Annotated in this window: 10 protein-coding genes and 1 riboswitch; of the genes, 1 reads left to right on the forward strand and 9 read right to left on the reverse strand. The window is 46.0% G+C overall.

All coding sequences use genetic code 11. The features are described 5' to 3' along the window. Positions 1-310: 310 nt before the first annotated feature. From NYE35_RS25915 to NYE35_RS25930, 4 genes are all read right to left on the reverse strand, one after another. Positions 311-1,783, reverse strand: coding sequence for a glycosyltransferase (locus NYE35_RS25915; protein ID WP_052097299.1), 1,473 nt, complete (start codon positions 1,781-1,783; stop codon positions 311-313). A gap of 170 nt (positions 1,784-1,953) precedes the next feature. Continuing rightward, entirely contained in the window at positions 1,954-2,124 is a 171-nt protein-coding gene (locus NYE35_RS25920) for a hypothetical protein (RefSeq protein WP_155288192.1), read from the reverse strand. A 53-nt stretch (positions 2,125-2,177) separates the two neighbouring features. Next, complete coding sequence (locus NYE35_RS25925; RefSeq protein WP_036679773.1) at positions 2,178-3,293, reverse strand: CgeB family protein; 1,116 nt, start codon at positions 3,291-3,293, stop codon at positions 2,178-2,180. A gap of 54 nt (positions 3,294-3,347) precedes the next feature. Further along, positions 3,348-4,448, reverse strand: coding sequence for a CgeB family protein (locus NYE35_RS25930; RefSeq protein ID WP_076134231.1), 1,101 nt, complete (start codon positions 4,446-4,448; stop codon positions 3,348-3,350). A gap of 254 nt (positions 4,449-4,702) precedes the next feature. Between NYE35_RS25930 and NYE35_RS25935 the strand changes: the two genes are divergently transcribed. Then, positions 4,703-5,461: an AAA family ATPase gene (locus NYE35_RS25935; protein ID WP_038573143.1), complete on the forward strand. Its 759-nt coding sequence runs from the start codon at positions 4,703-4,705 to the stop codon at positions 5,459-5,461. A gap of 145 nt (positions 5,462-5,606) precedes the next feature. Here NYE35_RS25935 and wsfD read toward each other — a convergent pair whose 3' ends face one another. The 5 genes from wsfD to NYE35_RS25960 all read right to left on the reverse strand — a co-directional run bounded on the left by wsfD (position 5,607) and on the right by NYE35_RS25960 (position 12,343). Beyond that, positions 5,607-7,022: a glycan biosynthesis hexose transferase WsfD gene (gene wsfD, locus NYE35_RS25940; protein WP_038573145.1), complete on the reverse strand. Its 1,416-nt coding sequence runs from the start codon at positions 7,020-7,022 to the stop codon at positions 5,607-5,609. An 8-nt stretch (positions 7,023-7,030) separates the two neighbouring features. Next, positions 7,031-8,929, reverse strand: coding sequence for an LTA synthase family protein (locus tag NYE35_RS25945; protein ID WP_076100932.1), 1,899 nt, complete (start codon positions 8,927-8,929; stop codon positions 7,031-7,033). 206 nt (positions 8,930-9,135) lie between these two features. After that, entirely contained in the window at positions 9,136-10,302 is a 1,167-nt protein-coding gene (locus tag NYE35_RS25950; protein WP_341122234.1) for a hypothetical protein, read from the reverse strand. Further along, positions 10,302-10,874, reverse strand: a complete 573-nt coding sequence (locus tag NYE35_RS25955; protein ID WP_076100935.1) for an RNA polymerase sigma factor — start codon at positions 10,872-10,874, stop codon at positions 10,302-10,304. Before NYE35_RS25955 ends, NYE35_RS25950 begins: the two co-directional genes overlap by 1 nt. A 131-nt stretch (positions 10,875-11,005) precedes the next feature. Continuing rightward, complete coding sequence (locus tag NYE35_RS25960) at positions 11,006-12,343, reverse strand: 5'-deoxyadenosine deaminase (RefSeq protein ID WP_036679719.1); 1,338 nt, start codon at positions 12,341-12,343, stop codon at positions 11,006-11,008. Between the two features lie 70 nt (positions 12,344-12,413). Further along, a riboswitch (purine riboswitch) is annotated at positions 12,414-12,512 on the reverse strand. Positions 12,513-12,897: the final 385 nt, after the last annotated feature.

The following is a 12,897-nucleotide window of genomic DNA, read 5'->3' on the forward strand; positions in this document are numbered from 1 at the left end:
CGGGAAATGTACCGTTCATTTGGCTCAGGTTGCTGGATTGAGCTCTTTAAACGGGATTTTTACCGTTCATTGCGCTCAAGTTGCTGGATTGAGCTCTTTTTGCGGGAAATGTACCGTTCATTTGGCTCAGGTTGCTGGATTGAGCTCATTTTGCGGGATTTTTACCGTTCATTTGGCTCTGGTTGCTGGATTGAGCTCTTTAAACGGGAAATGTACCGTTCATTTAGCTCAAATTGCTGGATTGTGCTCAATGAAGAGCATTTTTATCTCTCTTTGTACTCAGCTTGCCACTTCGCTGCAATCGAGGCATTTACGCCGCGCGCCGCCGTCCACCGCGGCGGGCCCGGCGGCGCTTGCCCCCGGCGGTGCTGCGCCGCCGGGCAGAACCTTTACGCCGCTTGCGAGCAACGCGGCGCAAAACCAACGGGCGCCCGCTTCGCCGGCGCGCCCGGGCTTTGCCGCGCCGCTTGCGGGCGACGCGGCTTGGCAGGCCCTTGCTTCGCGGCGGCAAAGCCGGCGACGCTGCGGGTAAGTCAGGCTGGACAGCGGGTGGTTCCACCACCACCACGCTGTCAGCCTCGCGCACCGCGGGTGCGCTGCAATAGCGGAGGTTCCACATCTCCGCAAGACCCTGCAGGCGGCTCCGATAAGCCGCCGGACCATAGACGGCGTCGACGCGCTCCCGCGCTTGACTGCCTATAGTTAACGCCATTCCTGGCTGCGCCAGCATGACGTTGACTCTTTCTGCCAGCGCGGAAATGTCCGATGCTGGCACGAGATTTTCGCCGCAGCCCGCTGCGTGCAGAATTTCTCGTAAACCCCCAGAGTCGTAAGCGACCACGGGTTTTCCAAAAGCCATTCCTTCCAGAGCAGTCATGCCGAAGCCTTCGCGGATCAGACTAGGAACCACTAGCACATCCATGGCGCAATAAGCGGATGGAAGGCATTCAGCATAACCAACAAATTTAAACCGGGTGTACAGTCCCTCAAGCTTCACCTTGCGGACACAACGCTCATAGTAGCTTTTATCACCAGCAGACCCAATGACAACAAATTTCGAGCTTGGATGAACCGCGTGCACAAGCACAGCCATTTTCACAAAATGTTCTAGCCCTTTTTCCTTGTTGATAAAAGAAGAAATATAACCGACCAGCTGTTCATGCGGTTTAACCCGCAATTCCCGCCGCCGTTCGCTCCGAAGCTTGCTCCAAGCCTCAATCATCATCTCTTTATCATTCCAAGAGGGAGGCAGCTGGATCACTTTTTCCGCTCTCACGTCCTCTGGAAAGCAAGCTGCAGCTGTTTGTGAAATAGCTAATATCTCATCACTATTCCGATGAATCAGCCCTACACTAATAGGTGTATATTCATTGTCTGTTATCGTCTCTGATATTTTCCATATCACCGGAATGCCCAGTGACTTTGCAGCCATTGCTGGCAGAGCATGCACACAGGTACTTGTAATAACAAACGCCGGGCGCAGGGAATTCAGCCAGTCTGTTAACTCGTGATACTCCCTGCTTTCCTGGAATTTCTGAGCATCTGCCTCCAACCCTGCATAAGGAGTGTACATTCCATATAAAAGAGGAATCGAAAGCAACTGTACACTTATTCCACAGCTTCGAGCCTGAGAAGTCAGCTTGCCGTCCTGAGGCGCAACGAGGATACAATTAAAGTACGGAGAAAGCTCCTGAGCGAAAAACAACAATAGCTTCTCCGCTCCCGTAATACTGCGTGTATTGGATACATGTGAAAAGAGGACGATTGTAGCTTTGTCAGCCATGGCGTTTCGGCGCTCCCTAACGAGGGGCCTGGAGCAGCCATTCACCTCCTTAAAAAATTTACAAACTTTGCGCTAAATTCTATCCTTCGCAGTAAAACTCTCTTTGAAAATGGTCGCTCCTGTGACTCGCAACATCGCTTCCGCTTAGCTCTAGAATCTCGTCAGTCAATTCACTTCGCTCCCGAGCTTCGCCCCTTCGCTTCCACTCTGCTCTCGAATCTAGCCAGTCGCTTCCGCTCCGCTATACAAGCCCGCTCCAGACGTTGCTTCTTTTCATCAGGCCACAGGCATAAGCTGAGGTTCGGTTCTACAGTATATCGAGGAAAAACAGATGCCGGCACGACACCTGTCCCCTGGTAAGCGCACATTTCCATTCCATTTTCGGGCATATGACCTAGCCGTAAATTACTGTTAACAGCTGGTGTATACGTTTAGTGTAGGTGTGATCCTTAAGCGTCCGTTCAAAAGCGCGCAGTGCTATCGCACGGCGTTCTTCCTCATGAGTCAGGTAATAACGGATTTTATCCATCATTTCTTGAGGGCTTGCAAAAGTCTCAATTTCTTCACCAGGTTTGTAAAAGGATCCCATATCATCTCTGGCATCCACTAATTGCAGCGTACCCGTTGCCGCGATTTCAAAAGTACGCGGATTAGGAGATACCGCCGGAATCGAAAGCGTATTGTTGTTCACTACTTCATCAATGTGCGAGCGGTGGAGGTTGATGACGATTTTGGATCCGCTGTAAGCTACCGCGGTTTCTTGTGGTGACATCCATTTGCCAATCTCAATTCGATCTCCATAGAGTGCCGCCTCAGGCAGACGGTCCCACCAGATGCCATTAATCACCGTGTTATAGTTCATCAAATCCGGAAGAATCTCACGGAAGAAATTAACCCGGTTCCAATAGGCAGAGCCAATAAAACTAACTTCGCGATTCAATGGTGAACGTGTTGTAGTTGGACGGTAATGCTCGCGGTGAGCGGCAAAAGGAAGATAATGAACTTCAGGGCAGCCAAGTCCCTTATAAAAATCAATACAATTACGCTCAAGCGTGAACACAAAATCGTAATGTGCCACAATTTTAACTGTAAAATCAGTGTAATAAGGATCATCTGTAAGCCAAATGGCTGTCTTAATCCCGCTAGCCCGAAGAACGGAGATCTGCTCAAGCGGTAAATCCATACCGTCCAGCACAAGTACCAGATCCGGTCTTTGAGCGGCGGCTAACTCCACTAAGTTTTGGCGTACATCCGTTATCGTGACTTGTGCGGTTAATTTTTGCAGCGCGTAGAGGACTGCATCGTCTAATGGAGAGTAGGGATATCCTTTACCAGAAGCCACATACATTACATGAATATTCCGTACAGGAAATACTTCTTCTGGCCGACCATCCAAAATCGCAAGCCGCCCCCGTAAATATCCCTCATCATATCCGCCCTTAAAACCACTCAGACGACCACGAAGCTTTTCTTCCTCTGGAGGTGTCAGAGGTAGCGGTGGTGCAGGCATAATAAATTCATTGTTGTTCATCATCATCCTCGCTCCTTTGTCCCGTTATAGATTTCATACACTTGAAGCAATCACATTCAGCAAATGAGGCAAACGCGCAGTGAATGTATGGTTGCGCATGGTTGTCTGTAGTCCCCGTAAAGCGTAAATTCGGCGCTCTTTTTCATGCTTCAGATAGTACTCAATCTTCTCCTGCAATTCCTTAGCAGAGCCAAAAGTATCCAAGTCATAACCTGGTCGATAATAATTGCCCAGATCCTCACGAACATCCGTAAGCTGCATAGTACCGCAGGCACTGATCTCATAAGTACGCGGATTGATAGAGCGTGATGGTAAACGGAAGCTATTCCGGTTATCCTGCCCCTCCTCCCACGGACGGTGAATATTAATGACTAGCTTTGCGCCACTGTAATAGTTCGCAGTTTCCTCAGGCGGGATAAAGCCATTGCTAATAAAAGGGGCAAGCTGGTCATAAGTCGCAAGCCGTTCCCAGAACCCCCCAGCGATCAGCACCTTCTTATCCTTTAGATAGGGGGCAAGTTCATCAAACAGCGCTGTCCGATTATGAAATGCATTGCCAATAAACACAATGTCGTACTTATACTGCGGTGCCGTACGGCGTGGATAGAACATCTTTGGATTGACGCAAAGCGGTAAATAATGAACGGATGGAACCCCAAAGGATTGATAAAACTCCACACAACCGAGCTCATGCGTAAAGACGTGATCATAATGCCGGCAAATCACTGAAGTATCCTCTGTAAAATAAGGATCATCCACAAACCAGATCGCAGTCCGAATGCCCAGCTTTCTGATTTCTGTAATCTGTTCTAAATGATTTTCCGGAAAAACATGCAGTCCATTCATAACCAGCACTGCCCCGGGCATCTCCCGAGCCGCGGTCTCCAGCATAGCTTCTGGAGTGCTTATCACAAGCTCACTTACAAGCTGCTGAAGCGCCTCAATTACCCCAGTATCGATTGCATGGAACCCTTGAGGAACATACATTAGCTTAAATGGCCGACAGGCTTCGACCTCTACAGTACTCCGACGCTGCACAGCCTCACACATGCCGAGACGATATCCTTCGTGATAACCGTCGCGATAATCTCGCGGACGCTTGTGTTTTCTCCTTTTTGCTTTCACGGCCTTCACCCTGCCCCGTTGTATTCTCAAGACAGTATAACTATATGCGGAGTCAGCACTCGCCTCATGGACATCTGTCATTACTAGAACTAAATTGGCAGATGTACCCTGTCTTTTGCCCGGCTTGCCCGAACCCCGTCAAGATTTCATCCACTCGCTGGATGCTGTTATACTATAAAGGTCTAGCTAGAGGCACTAAACTTGTCATCTCTGTCCAATCTGTCCGAAGATGATTATTTTTTGAAATTCACAAGGGGGGAACTATGAATAACACCACGTTGTATTTGCGACACGCGGAGCTGCTGCGTGATCTGGTGCCATCCTTTCAAACCTATCCTTTTCATCTGCCTGCTGTTCGAACGCTGGATCGCCTGACTTTTCAAAAACCAGTGACCTTTCTTGTTGGAGAGAACGGCACGGGCAAATCAACCTTGTTAGAGGGAATTGCTGCTGCTTGGGGCTTTAACCCTGAGGGTGGAACGCTAAACTTTTCTTTTAACACTCGTTCCTCGCATTCGAATCTTTATGAGTATTTTAGAATTGCTAGAGGGGTTAGACGGCCGAAGGACGGCTTTTTTCTACGTGCGGAGAGTTACTATAATGTGGCTTCTTATATTGATGAGTTGGATGAACAACCCGGTGGCCCACCGATCAAAGACTCCTACGGAGGCAAATCTCTGCATGAGCAGTCCCACGGAGAGTCTTTTTTAGCTACATTCGTTCACCGTTTCGGCGGCCGCGGTCTTTATATCCTCGACGAGCCTGAAGCAGCGCTTTCCCCCTTACGTCAAATGTCTCTGCTGGTGCGTATGCATGAGCTGGTCGGGCAGGATTCACAATTTATTATTGCTACCCATTCGCCGATTCTGATGTCCTATCCCGGTGCTGAAATTTTTCTCTTGGAGGGAGAGGGAATACGTTCCGTCGCCTTGGAGGAAACTGAACATTATACCGTGACCAAAGCGTTTATGAACGATCGTCAAGGGATGCTGCGTGAGTTATTTGAGGATGAACAAGCATAAACGCCTTCGACGGCTATAAGGACGGTAAGCGTTTAAGCGAGAAATATAAGGATAATTTACAATATGGAACATATAAATTCTTATATTTTAATAAAAACAGCAAGTCTCCATAATCGGAAACTTGCTGTTTGATTTGTTCCATAAGCTAACGTCTTACAAATCCCACTACCTTGTGAACAATCCACCCAAACATGACCACGACCATCATATCGAAGCACACATTAAAGAGGAATAAATGCTTGCCAATATCAGCCCTTCCGTCTCCCAGAATCGGAACCAAAAAGGAGAAAATCCCTATTAGCCCTAGCAGCATCAGCAGCTCGCCGGCAATTTTGCCGCGAATATCTCTGCTGCGGAAATACTGGAACAAGGCTCCCGCAAAATACACCAGATAGAATATGGAGAGAAATCCGAGCGTATGCGGAATATGTTTATTTTTGAATTGGCTCCATCCACTGTAAGTATAGGATAATGCACCTGCTGGTTTATTCTCGCTTTTCTCGTAGTTTCCTAGATAATACGGGCGAATCGCCATGCTGTTACTCGCAGCGTATTTCATATTATCTATCAACCGGTCCGGATGCTTCAGATAGAAGAACAACACATCTTTATGAGATACACGGTCATAGAAGTCCGGAACCAGCGAAGGATCATCCTGCTTAATCGCTGTATCGGTCTGAAAATAATTCGTACCCGCCAGTACCTCCAGCCGCTCCGGTAATCCGAGATCCTGCAAGTCTCCCTTCACATCCGGCGATTCGTTTAAAATCCCAAAAAACACCGTTTGATACAGATTAATATGCTTCAGATCTTTTGGCGCTGCCACATACAAAACGATGGATACAAGAAAGATGGCAATCGAAAAACGTAAAGCCAGCTTCCTCCATTTGCCCTCTCCGTCAAGCATCATAAACCGCAAGAAAATCAGAGCAAAGGCAATCCCAATCGGTGCATTCTGGATTTTGGAGGTGACCAGAAACAGAATCGCGATAAAAAACAAAGTTAATCCTTTAGTGGTTGGCTTCTCTTGGCTGGTTAATCTTAATCCTAATGCAAATGTCAGCAGCATAAACACCAGCGACACCGGTTCTCCAAACAAGGAGTTGAAATAGGCCACATACCCGATATCGTAAAATACAAATAAGATAGCTGCTCCCAGCAGCAGCCCTGTAACATAAGAGCCACGAGCATTATACTTCACCAGCAGCCAAGTTGCCGCCAGTAAAAGAAGCCCATAAACTGCACCCAGCAAACGAACATCAAAAAAGCTGCCATGGATGAGCCCGCCGATCAACCTCGGCACAAGCACTATAAAAATCTGTGAGGAAGGATAAAAGCCCCTAAACAAATCCTCATACGCAAAACGAGAATGGCTAAAGCTGAAAAACTGATCGGCATACGATGCAGCAGTATCGTAGTAGTTCAGACCGATGGTATTCATCATACGCAGAAAATCTCCATTATCGGCAACACCAATAAATGGCCCTACGAATAGCAAATAAATAATGATACCGCAGCCGGCAAGGCCTACGAGATACTCCGGTTTCCAGAACTTTTTCATGATTCCCCCTATCTCTGTGGTAACAGCTTCACATATTCGTCGGACAAATTCATTAGCTTCAAAATATAATCATAATCAGTCTGATATTTTGTAAAATCCGATACTGGCTTAAGCGTATCCAGCGACACAGCTTCACCATCAGCAAAATCTTTACCAGGCACATAGAGAATATCATCATTAAAAAAAGAACCGGAAGGTAAATAATACCGCATCCCTAACACATTACGATCAATGTTCAAGAGATCATGGCCAAATGCTGTATAACCTTCTTCCTTTAAAGAAACCCCCAATAGGTTAGCTATTGTAGGAAGAATATCCAACTGTCCACCTGTTCGCTCTACTACCTTCCCTTGCTCCATTCCTGGTACATGTACAATCAATGGAATATTAAAGCGACTGATCCGGGAATCGTATGGAATCCCCAGTGCACTTTCCACTTGCTCCGGTGGAACATCCTGCGGCTGCAAGCCAAAATGATCGCCATACATCACCAGCACAGTGTTATCCCACATTCCGTTTTTCTTCAAACCCTCTATTAAAGTTCCAATGGCATAATCAGTATAGTTAATAGCAGTCAAATAATCGCCAAGCATCGTGTTTTTTAACTCATCAGGCACTGAGATCTTCTTAAAAGAGTCCGGAATTTGGAAGGGATGATGGCTGGACGCCGTCACCATTTGTGCGTAGAAAGGAGTTCCTTTCTTCTGCAATTCTGCCATTTTCTCGACACCCGTAATATAAAGCTGTTCATCGGAAGCACCAAACGCATTAAAATGATCATTAGTAAAATAATCTTTGTCATAATAACCGTTAAAGCCAAGCGCTGGATATAGCTCGTTCCGATTCCAAAAGCCTACTTGATTCACGTGAAAGGTGTACGCCTCATATCCTTTATCTCTCAGCAGACGTGGTAGGCTCGGCAGTTCTCTGTCCCCGAATCCAGTGGACATTGCCAACGTCCCGATTGGATAAATCGACGTGTTGCTCATAAATTCAGCGTCAGAAGTATTGCCCGGACCAATCTGTTGGTAGACATGGGGGAAGTAAAATCCCTCATCTGCCAACTTGTTCAACACTGGAGTCAGCTCTTGACCCTTCAGGGATTGATGCAACGGGAAGTTTTGAAAAGCTTCCATTTGAATGACAATTACATTTTTGCCCTTTTGCGAGCCGAAATACTCAGGTGCTGTGCCCGCGGCTTTACTACTATAAGGATAGGAAGCTTGCAGCTCATCAATCTTCGCGATTGTATCCTTAATATCTCCGGTTCCAATGAGATTGTTATCTTCCTTGACCTTGATTGCGGCAACGACCTCATAATTCAGGAATCCGGCACTTTCTGCCTGCACAAGTTCATTTGTAATTCCCCGCGCAGAATTGACAGAATTGGCCGAAAAAGCAAAACCTCCAAGAATAGCCACCAGAATCACCATCATATGTGCCAATCGTGTGTTCCGGGAGCTGAATCGCTCACGCTCATGCGGATAGGCTTTTCCATGCTTCCATCTGCGGATCAAGACATAGATCACCATGATCACAAGATCAGCGAAAAATAAATAATCAATAGTCTGTATCGTTGATTCTACGCTTGCCTTCACTTGAAATACCTGATTCAGTTCATATAAAGCCAGATACGTCGGAACAGAACCAAAGTGATTGAAATATACACTGGCTGCGAACAGCAGCAGCGATAATATCCCGTTAAATGTCCAATAGACGGCTGTTCTCACCCGCGAAGGAGTAATGACCGTCAGAATCCCCATGATGAAGAGGACTGGAGCAACATCTGCTGCAATCCACTCCCAAGCAATTCTATCAAAGAACAGCACTCTCAGCAGGAGCAGCTTCAACCATAGCAGCAGGACAACAATATAGAACTGAGCTCGATTCGGCCCGTGCTTTTTCACGTTTTAATCCCCTCTTACCTTTTCATTTGTTCTGATTATGAAATCTATTCATCTTTTCTGTAAAATATCAGATTGTTCTAGTATAACAATACTTACTTTTTTTATCAAAAATGTGCACCGTTCGCTCCCACTACAAATAGGGAAACCCCACGCCTTTTCGGCTGTGGAGCCTCCCTATTTAAGCCTATTATGTTATGCCTTTCAATCTAAGACTGGCTTGCTGGCGAATCCTCTTTCACCTTCCAGATCGTTAAATCACTATCATAATATACAGTGATCTCAGGACTGCCAAGCTTATGAAAGGTGAGATTCCCGGGCTCCTGATCTCTTTTAAGCAAGCTATATTCGCCCACATCAGCAACGCTAAATATCTTAGTCAGCAGAGGTGCGGCCTTCTCACGTAGGCGATCCCCATCAATTAGAGACAGCTCACGGTCTAATACCGTTAGTTGTTTGGGATCTGTTTTATCACTAGCACGAGGATTTGTATCACTAATCTGCTCAATCCTTCTAGTAACAGTATCGAGCGTAACCGAAACCTTTGATCCGTATTGCAGCGTAAGTCTATCCTGATCCTTGTCCATAGCCCGAAATACTAAACTAAGCTCTTCATCACCTCCGTTACCTCTCAACATCTTCAATGCCTCTTCCCCAGCTTGACGCGTCTCTTCTGATACCGCCGAGGCCTCAAGCGTGGCTGATGCGTAATCGAATTCACCATTTACAAATCCGATACGCCATTTCTCCGCCCTAAAGTTATTTTCAATTTTCACGCTAGAATGTTGTGTAGCATCATATTCAACATATCTGAGCACATCATAAGCTGAATCATTCGCATAACCCAGTTTGCCCTTGATCTCTTCCGCACGGGTTTTCATTTCAGCGTCGATCTCTGCAGTTGTCAGCATCGCGCTCATCTTCGTTTGCACCAGTTCTCCTGTCTCATAATCGATCCAGATATATGCGGAGTCCTCATCTTTCTGGTAAGAGTAAAATATCTGCTGTTGCTCCTTAAGCCATTCCCGGTGATCTAGCGGATAAGTCTTTCCAAGTAAACTCTGCATCACCTGATCTGCGTTCCGCTGTAGCTCAGCCTCCGTGAAATGCGACGAAACCTCAGTTTGCGCAGGGTTGCTTGATTCATTACCAAGGAACCTTCCGTTCAGAAAGAATATGCCTAAGCCCAACAGTACAATAAAACTTGCCACAGCCCACATTTGCACAGATAGTCTTTTTCCTGAAAAAGATTTCGTTCCCTGTTGATCTTCTTGAATTCGGCGAATGACGTTGTCTGCATGCCTCATAGTAAACTTTTCATTTCCAAAAGGTCCTTTTCGGGCCTGAGCATACCATTCCGGTTGATGATCCTCCATCATTCTACCCCCTTTAATTTGTTCTGAATTTTTTGCCGCGCTCGGTGCAATCTTGATTTTACCGTTCCGTGACTCAAGTTCATCAGTTCAGCTATTTCTTTTATAGAGAGCTCATATTTCAAATCCAGGACCAATACTTCGCGCAGCTTGGGAGACAATGCCATAATTAAATCCCATATCTCACCAATGGACTGATTACCCAAATACTCCATCTCCGCAGATCGGGCTATACCAAGAGGTTCAATAGTTTTTTCTCGCTGCTCCACATCAACCGTGGACAATGGCTGTACACCACCCCATAAGCCCGAACGAAAAAAGCGCGATTTCCGGTGCGAAAAAACAGTATTCCTGGCAATCGTAAGCAACCATGCTTTAAATGAAGAATTCCCCCGGTACGTGCCAATCCGGTAATAACATTTAATGAATACTTCTTGGGCCAGATCATCGGCCTGTTCAGAATTTTTGGTAAGATAATAGATATAATTCCATATATCCTCTCCGTAACGGCTCATGATTTCTCTTAGTTGCTGTTCATTCATCGTCTCGCTATGCTGAAGACCTTCCAGTTCCAATTAGCTTCACCTCACTTAATACGACCTCATAAAAGGCACTTTAGTTCCCTTATGTTCATATTTTCTCATAAAAAAACAGGGGGTCCAGTGATCCCCTGCAAATGATAAGATATCCGAATCGACCTCTCTCCTCAAACGATCGAGGTATGCGTAAGTAATCTTTTAATAGAACGGTTAGCTTCATTTAGTACAATTTCTTTATCCACAGTCTTTAGCAAACCTCTTTCCATCACGATCTCCCCGTCGATTATCGTTGTCTCCACATCTGCCCGCGTAGCGGAATATACAATTCTAGAGATGGGATCTACGTCATAAGAGGGAAAAGTATGAAAATTGTAGAGATTGAGGAGCACTAGATCTGCTTTTTTGCCTACCTCGATACTCCCGATCTTATCCTCCATCCCTACGGCCTTCGCCCCACCAATAGTAGCCATACGGAATACACTGCGGGCATCCATGGTTGTGGGTCCGTGATGAGGCTTTTGAATAATCGCCGCCAATCGCATCTCATTAAACATATCCAGATTGTTATTGCATGGAGCGCCATCCGCTCCCAGACTAAGAGAAACATGCTCATGAAGCATCCCTGGTGTGTCCGCAATTCCGGAGGCCAATTTCAGATTGGAACCCGGGCAATGACTTACATGCACCCCTCGATCCCGCAAAATCCGCCGCTCCTCAGCATCCAGCCACACGCAATGCGCCAGTATAAGCCGTTCATTGGCTAATCCTAGATGATCCAGATAGACGATGTTACGCATGCCAGTCATGGCCTGCACAATCTCAATTTCCCCTAAATTCTCAGACGCATGAGTATGCACCTTCACATCGTATCTTGCGGACAGATCCCGCACCTCGGTTAATAAAGGCTCTGTACAGGAAATCACAAAACGTGGAGAAAATGCATACTGAATCCGGCCGTTTCCATAACCATTCCATTTTTCCAGTAAATCGACACTTTCCTGCAAAGAAGATGCGGTATCCTCCTGCAGCGCCTCAGGCACATCTCCCCCTTTTTGATCCATCATCACCTTGCCGGACAAGGCCCGGATTCCACTTTTAGCTATAGCCTGAAACGCAAAATCCGTATGATGGACAGTCTCCATATCCACAATCGTCGTCGTGCCGCTGGTGATCAGTTCGCCGATGCCAAGCATAGCCGAATAATATAGGGATTCTTCATCATGCGCGGCCTCTAATGGCCAGATTCGTTTGCGCAGCCAATCCATCAGCTCCAGATCGTCCCCTTTACCACGGAATAACGTCTGGCATAGATGAATATGAGTTTGGATAAAACCCGGAATTAATGTACGGTTCGTAGCATCAATGATCTTCTCGTCACCCTGCGGGATCAGGCCAGTGCCGATTTCAACGATGAGATCATCCTTAATCCGGACATCCCCGTGTAAAATTTCCTCTTGCTTGTTCATCGTAATGATTTCGGCATTTTTGATCAAAATATTTCCCATAGCCCTTCTCCCCCTCATTGAGTTAATTCCAGCACAACTTCACGCCTGTAAAGCAAAAAGGCCACAAAAATATGCCTGAGCATATTTTCGTAGCCAGAAATTTACGGTTCCCGGTAGAGACCCTTAAACCAATTATTAAGGATATACGAAAAAAGATCTATTCATTTGTAATTTGAATAGTCCAATAATAATCTAAAGACAGGTTACATGTCAACATACATGACACACAATATCGATTTTGTATTTTAAATAGTGATTTATAAAAGGGAATCAGTATTACATGTTATTTTAAATAACACATAATACTTTTTGATCACGATTATTCTGTTTGAAAAGATTTGTGATTACGCTACCTTGTGAATCGTGTCATATTTACTGTCATAAAAACATAGAAAATAAGCTATCCGAGAGCTATTTCATGGCTTAAGAGACAGCCGTTTCGTACGATAAGGTCGAACATTTCGAATGATTAGATCGGCCATTTCGGACAGTATCTCTGCTTACTCTAACGCGTTGTGCTAAACCGCTGTGCATATAGCGCGGTATGGTGGACT

Origin of the sequence: Paenibacillus sp. FSL L8-0494 (assembly GCF_038003695.1) — a bacterium.
Lineage (GTDB): Bacteria > Bacillota > Bacilli > Paenibacillales > Paenibacillaceae > Paenibacillus_AQ > Paenibacillus_AQ odorifer.

Excerpts from the sequence above, each read along its gene's own strand:
- wsfD (WP_038573145.1), bottom strand. The coding sequence starts at position 7,022 with ATGAAAAAGTTCTGGAAACCGGAGTATCTCGTAGGCCTTGCCGGCTGC.
- NYE35_RS25925 (WP_036679773.1), bottom strand. The coding sequence starts at position 3,293 with ATGCCTGCACCACCGCTACCTCTGACACCTCCAGAGGAAGAAAAGCTT.
- NYE35_RS25935 (WP_038573143.1), top strand. The coding sequence starts at position 4,703 with ATGAATAACACCACGTTGTATTTGCGACACGCGGAGCTGCTGCGTGAT.
- NYE35_RS25950 (WP_341122234.1), bottom strand. The coding sequence starts at position 10,302 with ATGGAGGATCATCAACCGGAATGGTATGCTCAGGCCCGAAAAGGACCT.
- NYE35_RS25960 (WP_036679719.1), bottom strand. The coding sequence starts at position 12,343 with ATGGGAAATATTTTGATCAAAAATGCCGAAATCATTACGATGAACAAG.
- NYE35_RS25915 (WP_052097299.1), bottom strand. The coding sequence starts at position 1,783 with ATGGCTGACAAAGCTACAATCGTCCTCTTTTCACATGTATCCAATACA.